The sequence below is a fragment of the Actinomycetospora sp. 2LY8.5 genome (assembly GCF_057180585.1).
Map to the genome: position 1 here is coordinate 23,663 of NZ_JBXUHE010000034.1, position 23,446 is coordinate 47,108.

23 protein-coding genes are annotated in these 23,446 nt (G+C 73.4%); 12 read left to right on the forward strand and 11 right to left on the reverse strand.

All coding sequences use genetic code 11. From position 1 onward, the window contains the following. Window positions 1-3: 3 nt before the first annotated feature. The 3 genes from AC2A1K_RS27210 (at window position 4) to AC2A1K_RS27220 (ending at window position 1,685) form a co-directional block, all read left to right on the forward strand. Window positions 4-492, forward strand: coding sequence for a universal stress protein (locus AC2A1K_RS27210; RefSeq protein WP_483899474.1), 489 nt, complete (start codon window positions 4-6; stop codon window positions 490-492). Then, complete coding sequence (locus AC2A1K_RS27215) at window positions 489-965, forward strand: CBS domain-containing protein (protein WP_483899475.1); 477 nt, start codon at window positions 489-491, stop codon at window positions 963-965. Before AC2A1K_RS27210 ends, AC2A1K_RS27215 begins: the two co-directional genes overlap by 4 nt. A gap of 117 nt (window positions 966-1,082) precedes the next feature. Beyond that, the gene (locus tag AC2A1K_RS27220) at window positions 1,083-1,685 is read left to right on the forward strand and encodes an Rv1733c family protein (RefSeq protein ID WP_483899476.1); all 603 of its coding nucleotides are present in this window, start codon (window positions 1,083-1,085) and stop codon (window positions 1,683-1,685) included. Between the two features lie 33 nt (window positions 1,686-1,718). Here the strand turns inward: AC2A1K_RS27220 and AC2A1K_RS27225 are convergent, their stop codons facing one another. From AC2A1K_RS27225 to AC2A1K_RS27260, 8 genes are all read right to left on the reverse strand, one after another. Next, window positions 1,719-4,397, reverse strand: a complete 2,679-nt coding sequence (locus AC2A1K_RS27225; RefSeq protein WP_483899477.1) for a bifunctional acetate--CoA ligase family protein/GNAT family N-acetyltransferase — start codon at window positions 4,395-4,397, stop codon at window positions 1,719-1,721. 142 nt (window positions 4,398-4,539) lie between these two features. Continuing rightward, the gene (locus tag AC2A1K_RS27230) at window positions 4,540-5,415 is read right to left on the reverse strand and encodes a universal stress protein (RefSeq protein WP_483899478.1); all 876 of its coding nucleotides are present in this window, start codon (window positions 5,413-5,415) and stop codon (window positions 4,540-4,542) included. Between the two features lie 154 nt (window positions 5,416-5,569). Further along, window positions 5,570-7,048 (reverse strand): class I adenylate-forming enzyme family protein, encoded by a 1,479-nt coding sequence (locus AC2A1K_RS27235; RefSeq protein WP_483899479.1) that lies wholly within the window; start codon window positions 7,046-7,048, stop codon window positions 5,570-5,572. 16 nt (window positions 7,049-7,064) lie between these two features. Continuing rightward, complete coding sequence (locus AC2A1K_RS27240) at window positions 7,065-7,826, reverse strand: SDR family NAD(P)-dependent oxidoreductase (protein ID WP_483899480.1); 762 nt, start codon at window positions 7,824-7,826, stop codon at window positions 7,065-7,067. Then, window positions 7,823-8,464, reverse strand: a complete 642-nt coding sequence (locus tag AC2A1K_RS27245) for a TetR/AcrR family transcriptional regulator (RefSeq protein ID WP_483899481.1) — start codon at window positions 8,462-8,464, stop codon at window positions 7,823-7,825. The genes AC2A1K_RS27240 and AC2A1K_RS27245 overlap by 4 nt, the downstream gene beginning before the upstream one ends. A 16-nt stretch (window positions 8,465-8,480) precedes the next feature. Then, window positions 8,481-9,752 carry a cytochrome P450 gene (locus AC2A1K_RS27250; protein ID WP_483899482.1) on the reverse strand — a complete coding sequence of 424 codons (1,272 nt, stop codon included), beginning with the start codon at window positions 9,750-9,752 and terminating at the stop codon, window positions 8,481-8,483. Further along, window positions 9,749-10,885, reverse strand: coding sequence for a thiolase family protein (locus tag AC2A1K_RS27255; protein WP_483899483.1), 1,137 nt, complete (start codon window positions 10,883-10,885; stop codon window positions 9,749-9,751). Before AC2A1K_RS27255 ends, AC2A1K_RS27250 begins: the two co-directional genes overlap by 4 nt. Further along, the gene (locus tag AC2A1K_RS27260) at window positions 10,882-11,253 is read right to left on the reverse strand and encodes a Zn-ribbon domain-containing OB-fold protein (RefSeq protein ID WP_483899484.1); all 372 of its coding nucleotides are present in this window, start codon (window positions 11,251-11,253) and stop codon (window positions 10,882-10,884) included. The genes AC2A1K_RS27255 and AC2A1K_RS27260 overlap by 4 nt, the downstream gene beginning before the upstream one ends. A gap of 236 nt (window positions 11,254-11,489) precedes the next feature. On the opposite strand from AC2A1K_RS27260, the gene AC2A1K_RS27265 reads away from it, so the two are divergent. The 6 genes from AC2A1K_RS27265 to AC2A1K_RS27290 all read left to right on the forward strand — a co-directional run bounded on the left by AC2A1K_RS27265 (window position 11,490) and on the right by AC2A1K_RS27290 (window position 17,041). After that, window positions 11,490-12,599, forward strand: a complete 1,110-nt coding sequence (locus tag AC2A1K_RS27265) for an LLM class flavin-dependent oxidoreductase (protein WP_483899485.1) — start codon at window positions 11,490-11,492, stop codon at window positions 12,597-12,599. Between the two features lie 150 nt (window positions 12,600-12,749). Continuing rightward, complete coding sequence (locus tag AC2A1K_RS27270) at window positions 12,750-13,562, forward strand: SDR family NAD(P)-dependent oxidoreductase (RefSeq protein WP_483899486.1); 813 nt, start codon at window positions 12,750-12,752, stop codon at window positions 13,560-13,562. Next, on the forward strand, window positions 13,559-14,944 hold the full coding sequence (locus tag AC2A1K_RS27275) for a phenylacetate--CoA ligase family protein (protein WP_483899487.1): 1,386 nt from the start codon (window positions 13,559-13,561) through the stop codon (window positions 14,942-14,944). The genes AC2A1K_RS27270 and AC2A1K_RS27275 overlap by 4 nt, the downstream gene beginning before the upstream one ends. Before the next feature lie 17 nt (window positions 14,945-14,961). Continuing rightward, window positions 14,962-15,276, forward strand: a complete 315-nt coding sequence (locus AC2A1K_RS27280) for a hypothetical protein (RefSeq protein WP_483899488.1) — start codon at window positions 14,962-14,964, stop codon at window positions 15,274-15,276. Further along, window positions 15,273-15,791 carry a flavin reductase family protein gene (locus AC2A1K_RS27285; RefSeq protein ID WP_483899489.1) on the forward strand — a complete coding sequence of 173 codons (519 nt, stop codon included), beginning with the start codon at window positions 15,273-15,275 and terminating at the stop codon, window positions 15,789-15,791. Before AC2A1K_RS27280 ends, AC2A1K_RS27285 begins: the two co-directional genes overlap by 4 nt. A gap of 224 nt (window positions 15,792-16,015) precedes the next feature. Then, on the forward strand, window positions 16,016-17,041 hold the full coding sequence (locus AC2A1K_RS27290) for a 6-phosphofructokinase (protein ID WP_483899490.1): 1,026 nt from the start codon (window positions 16,016-16,018) through the stop codon (window positions 17,039-17,041). 164 nt (window positions 17,042-17,205) lie between these two features. Here the strand turns inward: AC2A1K_RS27290 and AC2A1K_RS27295 are convergent, their stop codons facing one another. Next, a complete protein-coding gene (locus AC2A1K_RS27295) occupies window positions 17,206-19,335 on the reverse strand; it encodes a DEAD/DEAH box helicase (RefSeq protein ID WP_483899491.1) in 2,130 nt (709 codons plus the stop codon). A gap of 279 nt (window positions 19,336-19,614) precedes the next feature. Here AC2A1K_RS27295 and AC2A1K_RS27300 point away from each other — a divergent pair, with 279 nt between their 5' ends. From AC2A1K_RS27300 to AC2A1K_RS27310, 3 genes are all read left to right on the forward strand, one after another. Continuing rightward, a complete protein-coding gene (locus AC2A1K_RS27300) occupies window positions 19,615-19,692 on the forward strand; it encodes a putative leader peptide (RefSeq protein ID WP_483899520.1) in 78 nt (25 codons plus the stop codon). A gap of 65 nt (window positions 19,693-19,757) precedes the next feature. Next, window positions 19,758-20,969, forward strand: a complete 1,212-nt coding sequence (locus tag AC2A1K_RS27305; protein ID WP_483899492.1) for an acyl-CoA dehydrogenase family protein — start codon at window positions 19,758-19,760, stop codon at window positions 20,967-20,969. 304 nt (window positions 20,970-21,273) lie between these two features. Then, complete coding sequence (locus AC2A1K_RS27310) at window positions 21,274-22,632, forward strand: APC family permease (RefSeq protein ID WP_483899493.1); 1,359 nt, start codon at window positions 21,274-21,276, stop codon at window positions 22,630-22,632. A 7-nt stretch (window positions 22,633-22,639) separates the two neighbouring features. Here the strand turns inward: AC2A1K_RS27310 and AC2A1K_RS27315 are convergent, their stop codons facing one another. Both AC2A1K_RS27315 and AC2A1K_RS27320 read right to left on the reverse strand, forming a co-directional pair. Next, window positions 22,640-23,095 (reverse strand): pyridoxamine 5'-phosphate oxidase family protein, encoded by a 456-nt coding sequence (locus tag AC2A1K_RS27315; RefSeq protein WP_483899494.1) that lies wholly within the window; start codon window positions 23,093-23,095, stop codon window positions 22,640-22,642. Next, complete coding sequence (locus AC2A1K_RS27320; RefSeq protein WP_483899495.1) at window positions 23,092-23,430, reverse strand: hypothetical protein; 339 nt, start codon at window positions 23,428-23,430, stop codon at window positions 23,092-23,094. The genes AC2A1K_RS27315 and AC2A1K_RS27320 overlap by 4 nt, the downstream gene beginning before the upstream one ends. Window positions 23,431-23,446 lie beyond the last annotated feature (16 nt).

The following is a 23,446-nucleotide window of genomic DNA, read 5'->3' on the forward strand; positions in this document are numbered from 1 at the left end:
GACATGACCGGGGACGCGGCACGGGGTGTGGTCGTCTGTGGCATCGATGGTTCGTCGGGGTCGCGGTCCGCCCTGCAGGAGGCGATCCGTTCGGCGGCCCGCCGCGGCGCCCGGGTGCAGGCCGTGGCCGTGTACGAACCGCCGGAGATGTGGGCGGCTCTGAGCTGGGGCGCCGTGGGCGACCTGCCGATCCCGGACGGCACGACCCTGCACCGGGAGGGACTCAAGCTCGCCCAGGGCCAGGTCGACGAGGTGAGCGAGGCGATGGCCGCCGAGCTCACGCTGCCCGAGATCGTCGTCGAGGCGCGGCCCGGCCGAGCGGCCGAGGAGCTGGTGGACGTTGCGCGCAGCGCCGACGAGCTCGTCGTCGGGCACCGCGGGCGGGGGGCGATCGGCAGTCTGCTGCTCGGCTCCGTGGGGCTGAGCTGCGTGCTGCACGCGACCTGTCCGGTCACGGTCGTCCCCGAGCCGGCCGCGGAGCGGGCGACGTGAGCGCGGGCGGACCGGCGGGCACGGGCCGTCGTCCCTGCCGCGCACCGAGCCCGACCAGTGCGGAGCCCGCCGACGCGACGACTCCCGTCCGGCACCTGGCGAACCGGAACCTCGCGACCGTCGAACCCGACGCGACCGTGCCGGAGGTGGCCGAGGAGCTCGCGGTCGACGAGATCGGCCTCGTCGTGGTCCAGCACGGCCACGAGCCGATCGGGGTCATCTCCGAGCGGGACCTCGTCGCCGTGATCGCCTCTCGTGGCGATCTCGACGCGCAGGCGGCCGACCTCATGACCATGGACCTGGTGAGCGCCGCCGAGGACACGACCGTCGTCGACGTCGCGCGCCTGATGGTCGACGCGCGCGTCCGGCACGTCCTGGTGCGGGAGCCGGACGACGACCCCGAGGGCGGGCCCGTGACCGGCATCGTGTCGATGCGCGACGTGGTCGGGTTCCTGCTCGGCGACCTCCGGTGACCCGGGAGGGCCGTGAGCCTCTCCGGGGACCAACGACCCTGCCGGGCGCCCGGACGGACCCCGGCCCGGTCCGGACGCTCGTCGGCGACGACGAGGCGGTGAGGGAGGCGGCTCGCCATGGGTGATGCGACCGCGGCGATGCAGAAGGTCATCGGTGCCTTCGTACCGAAGAGGTCGGAGCTGCGGCGGGGCAGCGACCGGGTCGAGGTGGCGGCACGGTGGGTGCTGCTCCTCCTGGGCCTGCTGCTCGTGCCGGTGGCCCTGACCGCCGGGAGCGAGGTCACGGCGCGGCTCGCTCCGCAGGTCGCCATCCAGCAGGCCGAGCGTCACCAGGTCGTCGCGATGGTGCTCGCCGATCCCCGGAGCGCGAGCGAGGCGCGGCCGGACGGCGGGTCCGGTGGTTGGCGGGCTCCCGTGCGGTGGGTCGCTGCAGACGGGACGCCACGGGAGGCGATGGTGCGGGTGCCGCCCGGCACGCGGGCGGGCGATCCGCGCGACCTGTGGGTGGATCGGACCGACCGGCCCGTGGCCCCGCCGATGACGCCCGGCTCCCCGCAGGCGCAGGGCGTCCTGACGATCCTGTTCGTCATCACCGCGGACCTCGTCCTGTCGCTGCTCCTGCTGTCGGGCCTGCGCTGGTTCCTCGACCGACGGCGCCTGCGCCAGTGGGAGAGGGCGTGGCGCCGGTTCACCGGTCCCGACCAGGAGAGCCGACGCTGAGCACGGAACGCCGGCGCCGCGGCGTGGATCGTGTCAGTCACCGGGCGGCGAGGTGACCGGCGCGACGCGGACGCGCGCGTCCACGAGCCGACAGGCGTCCGGGGTGCACACGACCGGGTTGAGGTCCATCTCCGCGATCTGGGGGAGGAGCTCGGCGAGGCGGGCGACTCGGGCGATCACGGTCGCGAGCAGGTGGCGGTCCACGAGCCGGGCCGCGATCCCGCGCTGCAGGGGGAGCTCGTCGAGCAGGTCCTCGAGGTCGGTCGTGGTCAGGGGCACGAGGCGGTGCCAGCGTCGGTCGGCGACGTCGGTGCCGGTGCCACCGACGCCGACGGTCACCAGGGCGCCGAAGTCCGGGTCGCCGGCCACGCCGACGAGCATCTCCGCACCGGCCGGGGCCATCGGCTGGACCACCGCGCCGCGCCAGGCCGACCCGAAGCGCGCGGCGAACCCCTCGACCGCGGCCCGCACGGCGGCGTCGCCCTCGACCGACAGCGCGACCCCGCCCTGCTCGGACTTGTGCAGCACCCCGTCGGCCAGGACCTTGAGCGCGACGGGACCGCCGAGGTCACGGGCCACGGCCACCGCCTCGTCCACGGTGTGGGCGGTGCGGGTGGGGAGCACCCCGAGCCCGGCGGCCTCCAGCAGCGCGGCGCACTCCTCGGGCTCCAGCCACGAACCCTCGGGCCGACGGTCCAGCCCCGCGTTCACGACGGCCCGCGCGGTCGCCGTGTCCACCGGATGCTCGTCGGCCGGGAGCGGGCGACCCGGGTCACGGGCGATGTCGGAGCCGCGGCGCGCGAGATGGGCGACGGCCCGGGCCGCATCCGCGGGGTCGGCGAACCTCGCGGCCCGGGGCGTGCCCCCGGGATCGGTCAGCGGGGCGACCCGTGAGCGCTGGTCGAGGACGACCGCGACGACGGGGACGGCGCGAGGTGCCGGGCGTGCGAGGGCGGCCCCCAGCGCCGTTCCCGGATCGCCCAGTGCGGTCGGGCACACCACGGTGATCACGGCGTCGACCTCCTCGGTCTCCCGGAGCACGTCGAGACAGGCCGCGAACGTCTCGGCGTCGACGGTGGCCGTCGTGTCCACGGGACCGCCGACGGCGGCCGTCGACGGGAGCAGGGCCTCGAGACGCTCCCGGGTCGCCGCGGTCAGGGACGGGACCTGCAGGCCGGCGGCGACGCAGGCGTCGGCGGCCAGCACGTTCGTGCCTCCGGCGTTGCCGAGCACGGCGACCCGGTCTCCCGGCGCCGGCGGGCTCCAGCTCAGCGCCGCGAGGGCTCCCTCCAGCTCGCCCAGGTCGTCCACCGGCTGGACGCGCGCCTGGCGGTAGAGCGCGTCCCGGCGCACCGCCGGTGTGGCCGAGGCCGCGGTGTGAGAGGCCGCCGCCCGCGCGCCGACGTCACTGCTCGCCGTCCGGACCGCGAGCACCGGCACGCGTCCGGAGAGCCGCCGAGCCAGGCGGGAGAACGCGCGGGGGTTGCCGAACGACTCCACATGGAGCACCGCGACGCGGGTAGCCGCGTCCTCGCACCACCAGGCGAGCAGGTCGTTGCTGCTGACGTCGTAGCGGTCGCCGACCGAGGCGAGGGTGGAGACGCCCAGGCCGAGACCGCGCAGCGCCTCGAGCACCGCGATCGCGACCCCGCCGGACTGGGCCACCACACCCACGGCGCCGGACGGGGCGGGACCGGGAGCGAAGGTGGCGTCGAGCCGGACGTCGGGGGCGGTGTCGACGAGACCGAGGCAGTTCGGTCCCACCATCCGCATCCCGTGACGGTGGACCGTGGCGAGGACCTCCCGGTCCACCCCGGCGGCGGCCAGCCCCGAGGTGATCACGAGCAGCGCCCGCACCCCGCGCCGTCCGCAGGCCTCGGCGAGCTCCGGGAGGCCGGCCGGCGGTGTCGCGAGAACGACCAGGTCCGGTGCCTCGGGCAGGAGGTCGACCGACGCGGTGGCGGGGACGCCCGCGATCTCGGCGGCGTGCGGGTGCACGACGTCCAGCCGGCCCGTGTAGCCCCCGGCGAGCAGCGCGTCGAGGACGGCTCGTCCGACCGACCCGGAACGGCGGCCGGCGCCGACGACCGCGACCGAGCGCGGCCGCAGCACCGGCCCGAGGCCCGCTCGTGCGGCGTGGGCGGAGCGGGCGAGTGCCGCGGCGGCGAACGCAGTGCCCGCGGCGGGGTCGTCCGGATCGGGCAGGGTGATCGTGACGTGCAGCTGCGGCCCGTCCGGGACGGTCGTCACGGGCAGCCCGAGGTCGGCGAACACGCGTCGCATGGCGGTGTTCTCGGCGAGGACCTCGGCGGTCCAGCGGCGGATACCCCGACGGGCGGACTCCCGCACGGCCCGCTCGAGCAGGGCCGTGCCGACCCCGTGGGCCTGGACCTGGTGGCCGACCGTCACGGCCACCTCGGCCCGGTCGGGGGTGTCGGCCTCGGGAGCGAGGTGCACCGCTCCGACCAGCTCGGCCCCCAGGAAGGCGCCCCAGACCTGCCCGGCCGCCGCGGCGCCCGCGGCGTACTCGTCGATCCCGTGCGTCGAGGCGCTCGCGAAACGCAGCCAGCGGTCGTGCAGGGGCAGCCGGCGATGCAGGCGCACGAGCGCCGCGGCGTCGCCGGCATCGAGGGGCCGGATGTCGACGGAGCTGCCGTCGGCGAGCAGGACGCGCGTGCCGCTGGCCGCCGGGACGTGGTCGAGGACGCTCATGTGTCCATCGCAGCTCCCACGGGACGGCGCCGTCAGGGTCGTCGGCCCACCGTGCTCCGGGACCTCCGGTCCCGCCACGTCGCGCGGGTGGACTCGCCCGGTTCGTCTCCACCGGGCGCAGAGGGGACGGCGACGCGAGAGTTCACGGGACGGAGGGCGCGACCCGTGCATCGGTCGGCGCGGCCGGGACTCCGACGTGCTCGGGGACGGCCACGACGGGGCACCGGGCGTGGCCGACCAGGCGGGCGGTGAGCGAGCCGCGGCGCGGGCCGCCGAGGCCCTCGACACGCCGGCTGCCCACCACGAGCAGGCTCGCGCGATCGCTCGCCTCCACCAGGACGGGCAGTGCCCGCCCGGTGCGCACCTCCGTGGTCACGGCGTCCGCCTCGACGGCAGGCAGCGCCCGTCGCAGTGTCGCGGCCAGCGCCCGGCCGGCGTCGTCCTCGAGCTCGGCGTCGGTCCCGTAGAGGTCGGGTGTGCCGGCGACGGTGAGGGCGACCAGCGTCGCTCCCGACCGCCGGGCGGCCGCCGCGGCCCAGCGGACCGCCTGGAGCGCACCGTCGGATCCGTCGACACCGACCACGATCGGCCCGGTCCGCTCGCCGTCTTCGCCGGCCGACCTGCGGGGCGCGGGAACGGGCTCGCCGCGCGCGACGCGACGCAGCACGTCCCGTCGGCTGACGATGCCGACGGGCACGTCCTCGACCAGCACGGGCAGGGCCCGCGTCCCCGCCTCGAGCAGGCCGGCGACGACGTCGGCGAGCACGGTGTCGAGAGCGGCCACCGGGACCGAGCGGGTCATGAGCTCGGCGGCGGGCGCCGTGTCGTCCGCGCCCACCAGGTGGAGCTCGTCGACCAGCCCGAGCAGGCGGCCCTCGGCGTCGACCACCGGGGCGGAGGCGATGCCGTGGGACACGAGCAGGGCCGCGACGGCCGGCCGGGGCGCGTCGGGCGGCACCGTGAGCACAGGACTGGTCATCAGGTCGCGGGCCCGGTGCGAGCCGGGGTCAGGGTTCATGTCCGGATCGTCGACGGGTGCGGTCCCCGACAGGCAGGGCCGCGGGCCCGTGAGTCGGGGGACGGAGGGCCCGTACCGGCTGACGAGCCGCCGCCGCGGCCGGTCCCGGGCGGCGCTTCGCAGTACCACCCCGCCCGTCGCACCCGACACCCGATCACCCGATCGCCCGCGCTCGACCGGCCCAGTACGGGGCCCGGAGGACCTTCTTGTCGATCTTCCCGAACGGTGTGACGGGGAGGTCGTCGACGAGTTCTGCCGATTTCGGGCGGGCGTAGGCGGCGAGCCGGTCCCGGCTCCACGCGAGGACCTCGTCCACCTCGACCGAGCCCACGATCACCGCGTGCACCGCTTCGCCCCAGTCGTCGTGCGGGACGCCGATGACGGCGACCTGGGAGATCGCGGGGTGGCTCGCGAGCACGTCCTCGACCTCGCGGCAGTAGACGTTCATGCCGCCGCTGATGACCATGTCCGCCTGGCGATCGCGCAGGTGCAGGTAGCCCTCGGCGTCGAGGAACCCGATGTCGCCGGTGCGTATCCACCCGCCGGGAAGGAACTTCTCCTCGGTGGCCGACGGGTTGTCCAGGTAGCTCTCGAGCACGTAGGGGGAGCGCAGGCAGACCTCGCCGGTCGCACCGGCCGCAACGGGTTCGAACGCCTCGTCGACGATCGCGACGTCGGCCATGATCGACGCGCGGCCGCAGGAGTCGAGGAGCTCCGGGCGGGCGGGGTCGTGGTCGTCCTTCGCCAGCCGGGTGCCCCAGTTCGGGCACTCGGTCTGGCCGTAGAGCTGCACGAACACCGGCCCGAACACCTCGAGAGCTCGGGCGAGGCGGTCGGGGGTGATCGGCGCCGCGCCGTAGACGACCGTCCGCAGCGCGAACGGCTCCGGGCCCTCGAGGGCGTCGAGCAGGCGGTACAGCATCGTCGGGACGAGGAAGGTCCAGGTGATCCCGCGGCTGCGCAGGGCAGCGAGCACGGCGTCGGCGTCGAAGCCGGGCTCGATGACGCTCGTCGCGCCCCGGAGCAGCGCGGACTGGGCGAACAGGCCGGCCGCGTGGGCCAGCGGCGTGGTCAGCAGCAGCCGGTCGTCCTGCACGATCTCGGCTTCCAGCAGCTGCGCGTAGTGCAGCGCGACGACGGAGGCCTGGGTGTGCACGACGCCCTTGGGCTGACCGGTCGTGCCGCCGGTGAAGTAGATCGCCGCTCGCGCGTCGGGGCCGATCGACGGGGGAGTGGGTGCGGGCGCGGCAGCGGGCCCGGCGAGCTCGTCGACCAGGATCACCGGCCCCGGAACCTCCACGCCGAGCGCCGGGTCGACGATCGCCACGCGCGCGGCGGTCGCCGACACGATGTACCGGACCGTGTCCGCCGGCAGCAGCGTATTGATCGGCACCTTCACCGCGCCCAGCCGCGCCACGGCCACGTCGGCGACGACGAACTCCACGCCGTTGCCGACGTGGAGCGCGACCGGGTCGCCGGGCTCGACCCCGTGAGCCTGCAGCTGCCGAGCGACCGCGCCGGACCACCGGTCGAGGTCGGCGAAGGTCCAGCTGCGCCCGCCCGACTCGACGGCGATTCGGTCGCGACAGCGGTCGAACGCCGCGGTGAACTCGGCGCCCAGCGTCGTTCGCACGAAGGCCTCCCTGAGATCAGTGCATCGCCATGCCACCGTCCACGCCCAGCGTGGTCCCGGTGATGTAGGAGCCGGCGTCGGATGCGAGCAGCAGCAGGGGGCCGTCGAGCTCGTCGAGGCGACCGATCCGTCCCAGCGGCGTGATCGCGCGGACGGACTCGGCGCCGGCGTCGTGCGAGAGCAGGGGGTCGGTCATCTCGGAGGAGAAGAACCCCGGCGCGAGCGCGTTGACCCGGATGCCGTGACGCGCCCACTGCCGCGCCAGGTCGCGGGTCATGCCCAGCAGGCCGGCCTTGGACGCCGAGTAGGCGGCCTGGGGGATGTCGCTGGTCGCGAGAGCGAGGGCGGAGGAGACGTTGACGATGGAGCCGCCGGCTTCAGCAGCGATCATCGCCCGTCCCGCGGCGATGGCCACCTGGTAGGCGCCGAGCAGGTTGACCTCGAACAACCGAGCCGCCTGCGCGGGATCGTCGCGCTCGCTCCGACGCGCATACCCGGCGCCCGCGTTGTTGATCAACACGTGCACCGCACCGAACTCGGCCGCCGCCGCGTCGACCAGAGAAGAACACCCCGCGGCGTCGGTGACGTCGGTGGGCACGGCGAGGCACCGCCGTCCCTCGGCCTGCACCGCCGCCGAGACGGTCGAGAGCATCTCGGCCCGCCGCGCGGCCACCACGACGTCCGCGCCCGCGCGGGCGAGGACCACCGCGAAATGTGCGCCGAGCCCCGACGACGCCCCGGTGACGACGGCGGCGCGCCCGTCGAGGCGGAACGTCACGACGACTCCACGACGACCGGGTCGGGTAGCGCGCCGAGCATCGCGCGCATGCTGCCCCCGGCCGCGAGACCGCCCAGCGCCAGCGCGAACAGCTGGTCCGCGAGCCGGACGTCGGCCTCCTCGCCGTGCGGCGTGAACCAGTGCTGCATCCAGTCGATCATCCCGACGATCGCGCGCGCCACGATCCGCGGCTCGGCGGTCAGCGAGAACTCCCCGCACGCCGCACCCTCGGCCACCAGCGCCTCGACCGCCTCCATGTACCGGGCGTCCATCCGCCGGAACTCCGCGAACCGTGCCGACTGCTTGAGGCGCCCGAGATGTTCGAGGTAGACGAACGCCGCCGGGTAGTACTCGCTGAAGATCCGGACCTGCATCCGCACCAGCTCGCGCAGGCGGATCGCGACGCCACTGTCGGTGTCGGCGAGGAGGCGCTCCAGCTCGTCGAGCAGGGCTCGGGCGGGCTGCTCGACGACGGCGAGGAGGAGATCCTCCTTGCTGTCGACGTAGTTGTAGACACTGCCCTTGAGGATGCCGACGCGGGTGGCGATGCCCTCGAGGGTCGCGTTCTCGTACCCGTGCTCACGGAACTCCTGGCCGGCGGCCTGCAGGATCTCCGGCCAACGGCTGGGACGGGGCATGGCGGACTCCGGGAGATCAGGGCGTGAACTGCGCGGGAAAGCGTTGCATGCCGCGCGAGAGCAGCACGGGATGCCACCGCAACGGCTCGTCGGTGAGCCGTAGCCCGGGCAGCCGCGCGAACGCCCGGGGTATCGCGATCGACGCCTCGAGCCGGGCCAGCGGGGCGCCCAGGCAGTAGTGCATGCCGATCCCGAAGCCGAGCTGGCCGGACTTCTCGCGGGTGATGTCGAAGGTGTCCGGGTCGGCGAACACCTCGGGGTCGCGGTTGCCCGACGACGGGCTGAGGAACACGCGCTCGCCGCGGCGCAGAACCCGGCCGCGCAGCTCGACGTCGTCACCCATCACCCGCGCGACCGTCTTCGCCGGGCCGTCGAACCGCAGCGCCTCCTCGACGGCGCCGCCGACGAGCCCGGGACGGTCGTGCAGGAGCTGAAGCTGCGCAGGGTGCTGCAGCAGCGCCAGGATTCCGCTGCCGATGAGGTTCGTCGTCGTCTCGTGGCCCGCGAACAGCAACAGGATCCCGGTGGCGATGACCTCGTCGTGGCTCAGGGCATCGCGATCGTCGCGGGCACTGATCATGGCGGAGATCAGGTCGTCGGCCGGCTCGCGCTCGTGGGAGCGGACGAGATCCGACAGGTACGACGTCAGCTCGGCCATGCCGCGGGCCCCGACCGTGTGTCGTGACGCGTCGCCCATGCCGCCGAAGACGAGCCCGGTGATCTGGTCGGACCAGTCCTTGAACTGCTCGCGGTCCTCGCGGGGCACGCCGAGCATGTCGGCGATCACCGAGGCGGTCAGGGGGTAGGCGAAGTCGCCGATGAGGTCGACGCAGCCCGTCGACCGTTCGAGAACTCCCGAGAGCAGCTCCGACGCGATCACCTCCACCGACGCCGTCATCCGCGTGACCGCACGCGGGGTGAACGCGCGGCTGAGCAGGCGGCGCAGGCGCTTGTGGTCGGGCTGGTCCTTGAACACCATCCAGCCCTCGAGGACCTCGAACGCGGCGCGCACGCCCGGGTCGGCGTCCGGGCCTTCGAGCTTCGCGCGGCGGTAGGGCGTGATCCGGTCGGACGAGAAGCGCTCGTCGCGCAGCGCGGCGAGGACGTCGTCGTACCGCGTGACGAACCACGAGCGGTACCGCGTGCTCCAGTGCACGGGGTCGTGCTCGCGCAGGGCCGCGAGCAGCGGGTACGGGTCGGCGACGGCTTCGGCGCCGAGCAGGTCGGCGTGCTCGAGGTCGATGTGCTGGAGCGTTCCCCCGTCGCTGCGCTCGCCCCCGCGGGTCACCGGGCCTCCAGCACCGTCACGACGCACGCGTTGCCGTCGAGCAGCGAGACGCCGCCGCCCATGGTCTCGACCAGCCCGAGGCGCGCGCCCTCGACCTGCCGCGCCCCGCACTGCCCGCGCAGCTGCCAGGTGATCTCCGCGAGCTGCGCGAGACCGGTGGCGCCCAGCGGGTGGCCGCGGGAGAGCAGCCCGCCGGACGGGTTGACGGGGTGCGCGCCGCCGAGGGCGGTGACGCCGCCGGCCGCGGCCTTCCCGCCGTCGCCGGGCGGCACGAGGCCGATGGCCTCGGTGGTCACGATCTCACCGATGGTGAAGGCGTCGTGCACCTCGACGACGTCGACGTCGGTCGTGGCGTCGACGCCGGCGGCGGACAGGGCGTCGCGGGTGGTGTCGGCGACGACGTCGTGGCCCCACACGTGGGGGGAGCGGTGGTTCCAGGGCGCGCCGCTGCGCAGCGCCGCCCCGCGGACGACGACCTCACCCACGGAGCCGGACGCCGGGGCCAGAACCGCCGCCGCCGCTCCGTCCGAGGTCGGGCAGCACTGCAGCAGCGTCAGCGGGTCGGCGATCATGCGCGAGGCCAGCACCTCGTCGACGGTGTGGCGCCCGGAGTACTGGGCCCGCGGGTTGTGGACGGCGTGCGCGTGGTTCTTCACCGACACCGCCGCGAGCTGTTCCCGCGTCGCGGCGCCCGTGTGCAGGTAGCGGGCGGCGCTCATGGCGTACATCGCCGGCATGGCGAGCCCGGCGCGTCCCTCGGGGTCGGTGGTCTCCGGGGTGATGGCGCCGGAGAACGCGGTGCTCATCTGCTCCAGCCCGAGTGCCAGCACGCACCCGTAGCGCCCGGTGCGCACGGCCTCGTGCGCCTCGACGAACGCCGTGGTGCCGCTGGCGCAGGCGTTCTCGACGGTCAGGATCGGGACACCGGTGATGCCCATGGCGCGCAGGACGCGCTGGGCCACACCGGCCGGTGCGAACACGGTGCCGACCCAGACGGCGTCGATGTCCCCGACGCCGTCCACGCCGGCGTCGGCGAGCGCCTCGCTCACCGCGTCGTACGCCAGCGCCACCAGGTCGCGGTCGGGCTGACGACCGAAGTGGGACGTGCCGACGCCGGCCACCGCGACGCTCACCGGGCCACCTCCACCTGCAGGTCGCCGTCGCCCGAGGGGCCGATCAGCCACGCCGGCCCGCCGACCGGGGCCGGTTCGTCGCTCGCGACGTGCGCGAGCACCCGCGGCCCGTCGTCCAGGTCGACGTATGCCAGCGAGTACGGCGTGGTGTGGCCGGGCACGGCGATCCGGACCACGGTGCTGCTCCAGACGGTGCCGCGCGGACCGAAGCGTGCCTCCTCCACCTCGCCGCCGCACGCGGGGCACCGCGGCCAGGCGTAGGCCACCGGCTCGGTGCAGGTACGACAGCGTCGTCCCACGACGACCCAGTCGCCGTCGGCCGTGCGGTGGATCTCCGGGCGCGGATCGACGCCCGTCGGAGAGGACATGGGCACTCCTCTGTCTCAGATGGCGGCCATGTAAGCAAACCTATGGTCGGTTAACAACCGTCCGCCTGTGGGGCGTGGATCGGGGCGACTCGGGTCGGCTGGGTAGTCGTGACCAGCCTTGACACGACTGGTGAGGCATACCACAGTGAGTCCCGTGCCGATGGCAAACGCAAGTTTGCCAACGCCGAGCCCTCGCCCCGCAGTGCGCGCTCGAGTCGAGCAGGAGGAACCGATCGATGAAGTTCGGCTTTTTCACGATGCCCGAGCACCCGCCGATCGAGAACTGGACGCTGTCCTACGACCGCGACCTCGCCGCGATCGTCGAGGCCGAGCGGCTCGGGTTCTCGGAGTACTGGATCGGTGAGCATCACACCGGGGGGTACGAGAACGTCCCGGTCCCGGAGTTCATGATCGCCAAGGCGTCGGCGCTGACGCACCGGATCCGGCTCGGCACGGGCGTCGTGAACCTGCCGTACCAGGACCCGTTCATGGTCGCCGAGCGCCTCGCGTTCCTCGACCACCTCACCCACGGCCGGCTCGAGTACGGCTTCGGCGGGGGCGGGCTGCCCACCGACAAGGCGCTGTTCGGGCTCGAGCCCTCCGAGGCCTCGCCGCGGACCAACGAGGCCCTGGAGATCATCTGGCAGCTGCTGACGTCCGAGGACCCGGTCGACTACGAGGGCGTGTACTGGAAGTACGAGAACCGCCAGCTCCAGGTGGGCCCGTACCAGGACGTCCCGCCGTTCGCGATCGCCGGCCTCACCGGCACACACAACTATGCGAAGTGCGGCGAGAAGGGCTGGAAGCCGCTGTCGGTGCACTTCGCGCCGACCGACAACGGCACGTACACCGACGCCCCTGACCTCAAGGCGATGGGCGCCGCGATGCTCGAGGCGGGCAACCGCGCCGGGATCGCCGAGTCCGTGACCCGCGAGAACTGGCGCATCGTGCGCGAGGTCTACGTGACCGACAACAAGGACCAGGCGCTCCGCGACATCCGCGAGGGCGTCAAGCTGTCCTACGACTACCTGTTCGGCCTCGGTCTCGGCGCCCTCATGAAGATCGGCGACGGGATGACCGACGCCGACCTCACGCTCGACTGGATGGTCGAGAACATCCCCTGGATCGTCGGTAGCCCCGAGGAGTGCACGCGGCAGATCCAGGAGCTGGAGGAGGAGACCGGCGGCTTCGGCACGCTGCTGATCAACTGCCGGGACTGGGTCACCACCGACAAGTGGAACCGTTCCCTGGAGATGTTCGCCCGCTACGTCATGCCGCAGTTCCAGGCGAACCAGCGCATGGCGCGCCGCCAGAAGATGGCCAACGTCGCGCTCGGCGTCGCCTGATGGCGCCCGGGATCCCCCCGCTCGCGGGCGGCGGGAACGGTGAAGGCGGCGCCGGCTGACAGAGCCGGCGCCGGGCGGGACCGGCGCCTCTCCCCCCCGGCGTCGGTCCCGCGCGTCATCTCGCGGCGATCACAGACCCGAAGGAGACCCATGGACCTCACCGGACAGACCGCCGTGGTCACCGGGGCCGGCAGCGGCATCGGCAAGGGCATCGCCGCGGCGCTGCTCGCCGGCGGTGCGAACGTGGTCGGGCTCGAGATCGAGTCGGCCAACATCAAGACGGCGACCGACGAGCTCGACGGCGGCGACCGTCTGGCGTGGTCGGAGGGCTCGGTGACCGTCGCCGCGGACGTCGAGGCCGCGTTCGACCTCGCCGAGAGCCGCTTCGGCACCGTCGACCACCTCGTCAACAACGCCGGCACCGCGTCGCTCTCGCTGGTGATCGACTGCAGCGAGGACGAGTGGGACCTCATCGTCGACACCTGCCTCAAGGGCACGTTCCTGTGCACCCGCACCTTCGCCCGCCGGGCGCTGGCCGCCGGGAAGGGCGGCTCGGTCGTCAACATCTCGTCGCTCAACGCGATCGCCGCCACCGACGGCCTCGGGCACTACTGCGCCGCCAAGGCGGGCGTCATGAACTTCACCAAGGTCTGCGCCGGAGAGCTCGGGCGCCACGGCATCCGCGTCAACGCGATCGGGCCGGGCACCGTCAACACCCCGCTCGGCGCCGGGTTCACCGTCGGGCAGATCGGCCAGGAGTTCCTCGACCGCACGCTCGTCGGGCCTCCGCGTCACCAGGAGCCCTCGGACATCGCCGACGTCGCGCTGTTCCTCATGTCGCCGGCGGCCGGCCGGATCACCGGTCACTTCATCCCCGTCGACGGCGGCCAGCACGTCCGCGGCCTGCACTCGTACTGGGACGTCGCCGAGGCCCAGGGCATCGTCGCGCGGCCGGGGCAGTGACCACCGAGGCGCGGCCGCAGGCGGTGGCGGCCCCGGGCACGCGGGGGTTCCCGCGCTTCTGGGACGAGGAGCGGGAGACGTGCAGCCCCGCGGAGCGCGACCGGATCATCCTCGGGCGCATGCAGCACCAGCTGCGCTACGCGTACGAGCAGCTCCCGTTCTACCGACGTCACTACGACGCCCACGGTTTCCACCCCGACCAGGTGCGGTCGATCGAGGACTTCACGACGAAGGTCCCCGTGATCACCAAGAAGATGCTGGTCGCCGACCAGCGTGAGCACCCGCCGTTCGGCAGCTACACGCCTCCGTTCGCCCCGGGGCAGATCGCCCGTATCCACGGGTCGTCGGGGACCTCGGGGACGCCGACGATGTACGCGGTCTCCCACGGTGACTGGCGGCGTGCGGCCGACGTGCACGCGATGGCCCAGTGGTGCGCGGGGATCCGGCCCGACGACCTCGTGCAGGTCGGGTTCCCGTTCGGCCTGTTCTTCGGCGGCTGGGGCGTCGTGCAGGGCGCCGAGCGCATCGGGGCCACCGTGTTCCCGCTCGGGGTCACCGACTCCGAGCGGCACCTCCAGCTGATCACCTCGCTGGGCTCGACGGTCTTCAGCGCCACGCCGTCCTACTGCATCCACCTGCTCTCCGTGGCCGAGCGCCTCGGCATCGACCTGGCCGCGAGCAGCGTGCGGCGCATCCTGGTGGGCGGAGAGCCCGGCGGCAGCCTGCCGGGCACGCGCACGATCATCGAGGAGGGCTGGGGCGCGATCGCCGCCGACGCCGGCTCCACCTCGGAGATGTACCCGTTCCAGACCAGCGTCGGCTGCGAGGCCGGCACCGGCACGCACCTGATCACCGACGAAGTGTTCACCGAGGTCGCGGCCGCCGACGACCTCAACGCGCCCGTCCCCGCCGGCGAGCGCGGCGCGGTCGTCTACACCCACCTCTGGCGCGAGTCCCAGCCGATGATCCGGTTCGCGCCCGGGGACGAGACGTACCTGGCCACCGACCCGTGCCCGTGCGGGCGCACCTACCCGCGGCTGCCGGAAGGCATCCTCGGCCGGCTCGACGACATGCTCGTCGTCCGCGGCGCGAACGTCTTCCCCAGCGCCGTGGAGACCGGCCTGCGCACCGTCCCCGAGCTCGGGCCGGAGTTCCGGATCCTGGTGAGCAAGGTCGGTGCGCTCGACGAGATGACCGTCGAGGCGGAGCTGACGCCGAGGGCTGCCGGTGAGGCCCCTCGCGAGGAGCTCGTCCGGCGCGTCGAGGACGCCCTGCGTCGCAGCCTCGGCATCAGGGTGCCGGTGACGCTGCTCGAACCCGGGACCCTGCCCGAGACCATGTTCAAGGCCCGGCGCGTCGTCGACCAGCGAGCGCGGAACTGACACCGAGGAGCCGATTCGTGATCGTCCAGCTGTCCGCCGGTTCGGCCACCGTGGCCGAGCCCGACGACTGCACCCGCCTGCACGTGGCCACGTCGCTGCCCGCCGGGGCCGTCGAGGACGCGCTCCGGAGCTCCGGCGTCGGCCGGCTCGACGCGGGCGAGGCCCTGCTCGACCTGGAGACCTTGCGTGAGCGGGCCCGGGCCGGTGCACAGGACCCGGACTGGGATGAGAAGTGGGCGAAGATGATCGACTACGCCAGGACGAAGGGGTGGGTGACGGCGCAGGACACGGCGGTGCGGGCCCACGTCGAGTACTCCGGAGCGGTGCGGTGACCACCGGTGCGGTGACCACCGCGGAGAAGGTGCGCGTGCCGCTTGCGAGCGACGACCTGCGCCAGGTCTACGGACGGTTCCCGACCGGTGTGGTGGCGGTGTGCGCCGAGGTGGACGGCGCGCCGGTCGGCCTCGCGGTGAGCACGTTCGTCCCGGTGTCGCTCGACCCGCCGCTGGTCAGCATCTGCGTGCGGACCGCGTCGACGACCTGGCCGCTGCTGCGGCGGGCACCGCGCCTGGGGATCAGCGTGCTCGGCTCGCACCACGAGGGCGTCGCCCGCGCGCTCGCCGGGCCCGCCGAGCGCCGCTTCCGCGACGTCGCCACCGAGGTGCGCGACGACGCCGCGCTGTTCGTCACCGAGGCGCCGCTGGCGCTGACGGTCAGCGTCGTCGACGACGTCGTCGCGGGCGACCACCTCATCGTCGTGTGCCGCGTGAACGAGGTGCTCGTCGACGACGGCCACAGCCCGCTCGTGTTCCACCGCAGCTCCCTGCGCCCGCTGGTGGCCGCCTGAGCTGGAGATCGCCCGTCGGTGGCACGGCGGCGTTGGCCGCGAACGCGCTGTTCGCTGCTTCTAAGGACCCGAACTCCCCGTTCGCTCGCCGGGCCAGCACCGCCTCGTTCAACGGCTGCTGGTTGCGGAGCCAGGCTGTCCCGACGCCCGGCCGGCGCCGGCTCGAGTGACCTGCGTCATGATTCACCCGGACCATCTGGATCGATGACGGGAGCGCGGGCGACATGCGCGTGGGTGTGCTGACCGGTGGCGGCGACTGCCCCGGTCTCAATGCGGTCATCCGGGCGATCGTCCGGCGCGGTGTGCCCGAGTACGGCTTCGAGTTCCTGGGGTTCCGCGACGGCTGGCGCGGGCCGCTGGAGGCCGAGACCAGGACGCTGGACATCCCCGCGGTGCGCGGGCTGCTGCCGCGCGGGGGCACGATCCTCGGCTCGTCGCGGACCAACCCGTTCGCGATCGAGGACGGGGTCGGGCGCATCCGCAAGAACCTCCAGGCGCTCGGCGTCGACGCGCTCGTGGCGATCGGCGGGGAGGACACGCTCGGTGTCGCCGGCGAGCTCCACGAGAAGGGCGTGAAGGTCGTCGGGGTGCCGAAGACGATCGACAACGACCTCTCGGGCACCGACTACACGTTCGGTTTCGACACGGCCGTGAGCATCGCGACCGAGGCGATCGACCGGCTGCACACCACGGCCGAGTCCCACCACCGCGCGCTGATCGTCGAGGTCATGGGCCGCCACGCAGGGTGGATCGCGCTGCACTCCGGGATGGCCGGCGGCGCGAACGCCATCCTCATCCCCGAGGTCCAGTTCGACATCGAGCAGGTCTGCTCCTGGGTGGTGAGCCGCTTCCGGCTGGACTACGCGCCGATCATCGTCGTCTCCGAGGGCGCGATGCCCCGGGGCGGCGAGAACGTGCTGGTCGCCGGCGGCACCGACGAGTTCGGCCACGTGCGGCTCGGCGGTATCGGCGACTGGCTCGCCCGCGAGATCGAGTCCCGCACGGGCAAGGAGGCCCGCACGACGGTGCTCGGGCACGTCCAGCGCGGCGGAACGCCCAGCGCGCGCGACCGCTGGCTCGCCACCCGGTTCGGGCTGCACGCCATCGACGCGGTCGCGGCGGGGCAGTGGGGTCACATGACCGCGCTGCGCGGCACCGAGATCACCATGGTCCCGCTGCGCGAGGCCACCGAGCAGCTCAAGCTCGTCGACCCCTCGCTCTACGCCGAGGCCGCGGTCTTCTTCGGCTGACTACTCCGTCCCGACACCGCCAGCAGGAACGGCCGCCGCCGCGGCGCGCGATCGGCGAAGGGCACCCACCCGGACATGGCCCGCTCCACGGGGGACGCGGGCCGATCCGCCCGGACCGCGCCCCCGCAACCAGTCTTCGGGGACGTCAACGGCCGTTCGGAGGCTCAGGCCGCGGTCTGCAGGGCCTCCGTGAGCAGGGCGACGAGCGCCGCGTGCTGCGCGTCGGCCGACGACCCGAGCTCCTCGCCGGACCCGTCGAGGGCCACGGCGGCGAGGTTGGCCTTCTCGCCGAGGAGGTCGGCGATGCGGGCGTCGATCGTCTGCGCGGCGAGGATGCGCCACGCGGTGACGGGCTCGGTCTGGCCGATGCGGTGGCAGCGGTCGATCGCCTGCGTCTGCTCCGCGGCGGTCCACGGCAGCTCGGCGAGCACGATGTTCGACGCGACCTGGAGGTTGATGCCCACCCCGGCGGCGGTCAGCGAGCAGACCGCCACGGAGACCTCCGGGTCCTCGACGAAGGCGTCGATGTTGCGCTGCCGGACGGTCGGGGTCTGGTCGCCGCGGATCGACGAGTACCGGACGCCCTGCTTGGCGAACGTCTCCTCGGCGGCGTCCATGACGTCGACGTGCTTGGCGAAGAACACGACCTTGCCCGCGCTGCGGGCGAGCTGGGCGGCGTAGTCGGCGGCGAGCGTCGCCTTCGCCTGCCCGATGCGGCGCATCATGCTGAACACGTTGTCGCCGCTCGAGGCGTTCGTCGCGTCCTTCTGCTCCCAGGTGGCGACGCGGGCGACGAGGTCGTGGTCGATGCCCTCGACGGGCCCGGAGTCGCGGGCGGCGAGGGCGTCGGTGTAGCGCGACACCATCCGCCGGGCGAGGTCCCGCTCGGCCGCGCGGATCGAGCGCCCCGCCGGCCCGTCCAGCTCGACGGGCAGGTCGGCGATGCGGCGCGCCGGGATGTCGGCGGCCACGTCGACCTTGCGGCGCCGCACGACGCCCCGGTCGACGACGCACCGGCGCGCGGCGGGGTAGAAGCCGCGGTCGGCCGGCGTCAGGCCGGTCTCGGTGAGCGCGTCCATGAGGGCGCCGACCGGCTTCTTCACGTCGATCCAGCCGAGGAACTCCCAGATGGCCAGGAAGTCCTCGATGTCGTTGATCAACGGAGTACCCGTCAGCGCCATGAGCAGCGGGTCCGCGGTGAACGATCGGATCTTCTCGGAGAGCGACAGCACGTGCTGGGAGCGCTGCGAGGTCTTGTTCTTGATGAAGTGGGCCTCGTCGACGACCATCCCGCGGAAGCCGAAGTCGCGCAGCCAGCCGATGTGCCGGTCGAGCACCTCGTAGTTGACGACGACGATGTCGGCGAAGCCGTCGACGGTGTCGCCGTCGCCCTGGATCGCGGTGGCCTTGCGTCGCGTCGACCACAGGCCGGCCTCGCGCACCCAGTTCGTCTTGACCACGTTGGGGGCCACGACGAGCAGCGGATAGGCCTTCGCCGCCTCGGCCGCGAGCAGCGCCTGCGCGGTCTTGCCCAGACCGGGTTCGTCGGCGAGCAGGAAGGTGCGGTGCCCCTCCGCGGCGGCGGCGACGACGCCCGCCTGGTGCGGCATGAGCTCCCTGCCGTCGGCCAGCTTGCGGGATCCCGGTGGCGGCAGCGCCATGGTGGCCGCGCCGTCCCCGGCACGCTCGAACGAGCGCAGCAGCGGGTCGAGGAGCTCCCAGCCGTCCAGGCGCGTCGGGCGGTGCGCGGCGGGCCGGGCGGCGGAGAAGTCGGGGGCGAGGAACGGGTTGGCCATCTGGCGCGAGACGACCGACTGCGGCACGACGCCCTGCTTGGCGGGCGCCGGGGGCGCCTCCTCCTCGGCGGGCGGCTCCTCCTCGGGCGGCGGGGTGATGCCGGCGCGGCGCATCATGTCGCGCTCGACCGAGCGGGCCTCGTCGGAGACGACGGCGTCCTCGCCGAGCAGCGCCAGCAGCGACTGGTCGCGGACGGCGGTCCTGGCCAGCGACGTCGCGATCTCGTCGAGCTTCTTGAGCCGCTCGCCGCGGCGGGCGTCGCTGAGATCCTCGTTCGCCCGCACGCGCGCGCGTTCGTCGCGCAGCAGCAGGGCGACGGCCTGGAACTTGGTGCGGGTCGCGGACGTCGGCCGGCCCTTCTTCAGGGCGGCACCGATCTCGTCGACGGCGCGGGTGAGCACCGAGATGACGTCCTCGCGGCGGCGGCCGCGACGCTGCTGACCGCGCCCCGGGGCGCCACGTCGGCCCCCGGGCTGGGGCTGGCCTCGACGAGCCATGTACCTCCTCCGGCACACCCGACGCTCTGCCGGGCACGGTCGTTCGGTGACGGGTCGCAGGGGAGGCCCGAGAAGGGCTCCTCCACCCTGCGAGGTGGAACACGGGATCAGCGCAGATCGATACCGCGTGTTCCGGAGTGCGCCGCGCGTGCGGTGCATGACCTCGCCGAACTTCCCGCCATCCTACTCCGTGCCGCCCCGGGCGCGACGCGACGCGCCGTGGGCTCGCCGCGACGGTCGTGATCGCGTTCACCCGGCCTGTCGGGCTAGGGTCGGCGCATGCTCGTCAGGGCACTGCTGACCACCCGGGGTCACATCGACCTCCTGCGCGTGTCGTCGGCCCTCTGTCGTCGCTGAGCTGCTTCCTCGCACCCCTCCTCTCGCCGGGCCGGCGCACGCGGTCGCGGCGTGCCCTCCTGCGAATGGACATCTCCGTGACCGCGACCGCGTCCGCCACGTTCACCGACGACCAGCTCGACGAGATCTTCACGCCCGTCTACGCCCGCATCGCCGCGGGCGCGGTACAGCGCGAGCAGGACCGCTCGCTGGCCCACGACGAGGTCGCCGCGCTCAAGGAGGTCCGGTTCGGGGCGCTGCGCGTGCCGGTCGAGCTCGGCGGCTACGGCGCCTCGGTGCGCCAGCTGTTCCGCCAGCTGGTCCTGCTCGCCGCCGCGGAGTCGAACCTGCCGCAGGCGCTGCGCGTGCACTGGTGGTTCGTCGAGGAGCAGCTGCTCGCCGAGGACGGGCCCGAGCGGGAGCGCTGGCTGCGCGCGGCCGCGGACGGTGTGCTCGTCGGCAACGCCATCTCCGAGCCGGGGGTCGGCGCGATCGACCGATACAGCACGGCCGTGACGCCGGACGGCGACTCCCTGCGTCTGAGCGGCACCAAGTACTACAGCACCGGCAGCCTGTACTCCGACCACATCGTCGTCGCCGCCGACCGGGACGGCGAGCGGGTCGCGGTCCTCGTGGACGCCGACGCCGACGGCGTCACCCAGCACGACGACTGGGACGGGTTCGGGCAGCGTCTCACCGCCAGCGGGACCACCGAGTTCAGCGACGTGACGGTGCCCGCCGACCGGGTCCTCGGCCCCGGCTACGGCACGCCGGGGCGGACGTACGGGACGTCGTACCTGCAGCTGGTGCAGCTCTCGGTGCTGGCGGGCATCGCGCAGCGGGCCACCGACGACGTCGCCGGCTGGGTGCGCGAGCGCACCCGCACCTTCACCCACGCCCCCGCGGATCTCCCGCGCCACGACCCGCTCGTCCACCAGGTCATCGGGCGGCTGTCGTCCACCGCCTACGCGGCGCGCACGCTCGTGCTCGACATCGCCGACCAGCTCGACCACCTGCTCGCCACCGAGAGCTCCGACGCCGACCTGCTCGACCGCGTCGAGTTCGACGTGGCCCGCGCCCAGGCCGTCGTCATCCCGACCGTCCTCGACGCGACGACGCAGCTGTTCGAGGTGGGCGGCGCGTCGATCACGTCGGAGACGCTGCGCCTGGACCGTCACTGGCGCAACGCGCGCACCATCTCGGTGCACAACCCGCTGATCTACAAGCTGCAGACGGTCGGCGACCACGTCCTCAACGGCGCCGAGCTGCCCTACGCCTGGAGCGCCGGACGCCGCTGAACCTGCGGCCCAACGGACGGCGCCGGGGCGGGCGCGTCCCTGTCGTGTGGCCTCCCGGGAGAGGGAGGACGCCGGAACGGCACTGCTGCAGTTCGGAGACGGGAGTGCTCGGCGTCGGCTCCGGGCCGGGGTTCCTGCTGCGCTCGATCGCCGAGGCGGTCGGGCGGGCCGGGTCGACGCGCGCCTGCCCCGCACGCTGCCGAGATCGCGCAAGCGGTTGCGCGCTCGTTGCCTGCGTTGAGGTCATGTTTCGAAATCCCGACATCGAGAGGCGAGAGGGGCGTCCTTCCCCGACCATTCCTCCATGACGGAAACCGGGCGGACGACAGAGCCGGCGGGGCAGGACACCAAGCTGGCGCGCAACGTCGGCACGGTGCTGCTGTTCTTCTTCATCGTCGGCGACACGCTCGGCGCGGGCATCTACACCCTCGTCGGCACCATGGCCGAGGACGTCGGCGGCATGCTGTGGTTGCCGCTGGTCATCGCGCTGGTCGTGGCGCTGCTGACGGCGGGCACCTACGCCGAGATGATCACGAAGTATCCGCACGCGGGCGGCGCCGCGCGGTATGCGGAACGGGCCTACAAGAAACCCTTCCTGACCTTCATCGTCGGGTTCTTCATGCTCTCGTCCGGCATCGTCACCTCCGCGCTGCTGGCCAACGCGTTCGCCGGCGACTACTTCACGACGCTCGTCGACGTGCCGGCCGCGCCGGTCACCGTCATCTTCCTGCTGATCCTCATCGGCATCAATCTGCGCGGCGTCCGGGAGTCCCTGGCCGCGAACACGATCGCCACGATCATCGAGACCAGCGGCCTGGTGATGGTGATCGTCGTGGCGGCCATCGTCTTCGGTGGCGGCGGGGGCGACCCGGGGCGGATCCTCATGCCCTCGCCGGACCAGCCCATCCTCGTCGGGGCCTTCGCCGCCTCGGTCGTCGCGTTCTTCTCGTTCCTCGGGTTCGAGGCGGCGGCCAACATGGCCGAGGAGGTCAAGGAGCCGAGCCGCGCCTACCCGCGGGCGCTGTTCGGCGCGATCAGCACCGCCGGCGTGATCTACCTGCTCATCGCCCTCGGCTCCGCGATCGTCGTCGACCCGAACGTCATGGCGGAGTCCACCGGCCCGCTGCTCGAGGTGATCACGGCGTCCGGGCTGCCGATCCCCGAGTGGCTGTTCTCGCTCATCGCGCTCGTGGCCATCGCCAACGGCGCGCTGCTGTTCATGGTGATGGCGAGCCGCGCGACCTACGGGCTCGCCGAGGTCGGCCTGCTGCCCTCGATCTTCGGCAACGTCGCCCCGACCCGTCGCACGCCGTGGGTCGCGATCATCGCCGTCGGCCTCGCGACGATCGGGATGAGCTTCGTCGGCAACATCGGCACCCTCGCCGACACCACGGTCCTCCTGCTGCTGTTCGTGTTCATCTCCACGAACATCTCGTGCCTGGTGCTCAAGAAGGACGAGGTGGACCATGACCACTTCCGGGTCCCCACCGTCATCCCGATCCTCGCGATCATCGCGAGCATCGTGCTGCTCACCCAGCAGTCGCTCGAGATCTGGCTGCTCGGCGCGGCCTTCGTCGTGGTGGGGACGATCCTGTTCATCATCGCCCGCGTCGGGAAGCGTCGGTTCGAACAGGGGCCGAAGGAGACGACGCTGACCTTCTGAGCCGGCGCTACTCGCGCTCGAGCTTCCGGAGTCCCCGTGCCGGCGTCCACCACTCGACGACGAGGAGCGTTGCCTCGGGGTTGAGGTGGGTGTGGACGACCTCGGTGATGTCGGCGCGGAAGAGGTCGCCGCTCGGTCCCTCGGTGATCGCCCCGGACGCGACGGCCCGGCCGGCGATCTTCGCCTCGCCGGGCCACTGCGCCTCCTGGCTCTCGACGGGGTCGACGGTGGCGCTGTGCAGGGCGAACCGGGGATCGCGGCGCAGGTCGGCGCCTTTGCGCGCGGCCGGCATCGAGCCGAACGTCAGCTCGCCGTCGTCGAACACCGTCTCGATGCCGGAGATGCGCGGCGACCCGTCGGCGCGCAGCGTCGCGAGGGTCTTGTGCCGGTGGGCGTCGAACAGGTCCCGCACACGGCGCGCGAACTCCGGCACCGCTGTCTCGACATCTCGCCAGCTCGTCATGCGCCGAGGATGGCACCGAGGTCCGACAGCGCCGTGGTGCCGGCGACGTCGCCTCCCGGGACTCCCCGCGGCGGGCCTCCCGAATCCCGGCGCCGATCCCCGACCCGCCGGCGACCGGGACGTGCGCCGTCCAGGTCCTGCGCACCTAATCCCCGCCGGACGCCGCCGCTCCCGTACGCCCCGTGGGGCGAGCGCAGCGTCGCGCGCGCGGTCATCAAGCGGTCATCACGGCGCTGGGCCACCTCGTCGCCGTCGTGCCGCGCCCGCACCGCGACGCCGGCCCGAACCCCGCCATGATCGGGCAGGCCGAGGCGATGGCGACGGTGCGTGCGCACCCGGGCGACGGCGCTG

Bases quoted from the DNA above. Each gene is read 5' to 3' on its own strand.
- AC2A1K_RS27210 (WP_483899474.1), top strand. From the start codon at position 4: ATGACCGGGGACGCGGCACGGGGTGTGGTCGTCTGTGGCATCGATGGT.
- AC2A1K_RS27245 (WP_483899481.1), bottom strand. From the start codon at position 8,464: ATGCCCCGTCCCAGCCGTTGGCCGGAGATCCTGCAGGCCGCCGGCCAG.
- AC2A1K_RS27295 (WP_483899491.1), bottom strand. From the start codon at position 19,335: ATGGCTCGTCGAGGCCAGCCCCAGCCCGGGGGCCGACGTGGCGCCCCG.
- AC2A1K_RS27305 (WP_483899492.1), top strand. From the start codon at position 19,758: ATGGACATCTCCGTGACCGCGACCGCGTCCGCCACGTTCACCGACGAC.
- AC2A1K_RS27265 (WP_483899485.1), top strand. From the start codon at position 11,490: ATGAAGTTCGGCTTTTTCACGATGCCCGAGCACCCGCCGATCGAGAAC.
- AC2A1K_RS27260 (WP_483899484.1), bottom strand. From the start codon at position 11,253: ATGTCCTCTCCGACGGGCGTCGATCCGCGCCCGGAGATCCACCGCACG.
- AC2A1K_RS27220 (WP_483899476.1), top strand. From the start codon at position 1,083: ATGGGTGATGCGACCGCGGCGATGCAGAAGGTCATCGGTGCCTTCGTA.
- AC2A1K_RS27270 (WP_483899486.1), top strand. From the start codon at position 12,750: ATGGACCTCACCGGACAGACCGCCGTGGTCACCGGGGCCGGCAGCGGC.
- AC2A1K_RS27230 (WP_483899478.1), bottom strand. From the start codon at position 5,415: ATGAACCCTGACCCCGGCTCGCACCGGGCCCGCGACCTGATGACCAGT.
- AC2A1K_RS27225 (WP_483899477.1), bottom strand. From the start codon at position 4,397: ATGAGCGTCCTCGACCACGTCCCGGCGGCCAGCGGCACGCGCGTCCTG.
- AC2A1K_RS27315 (WP_483899494.1), bottom strand. From the start codon at position 23,095: ATGACGAGCTGGCGAGATGTCGAGACAGCGGTGCCGGAGTTCGCGCGC.
- AC2A1K_RS27300 (WP_483899520.1), top strand. From the start codon at position 19,615: ATGCTCGTCAGGGCACTGCTGACCACCCGGGGTCACATCGACCTCCTG.
- AC2A1K_RS27310 (WP_483899493.1), top strand. From the start codon at position 21,274: ATGACGGAAACCGGGCGGACGACAGAGCCGGCGGGGCAGGACACCAAG.
- AC2A1K_RS27290 (WP_483899490.1), top strand. From the start codon at position 16,016: ATGCGCGTGGGTGTGCTGACCGGTGGCGGCGACTGCCCCGGTCTCAAT.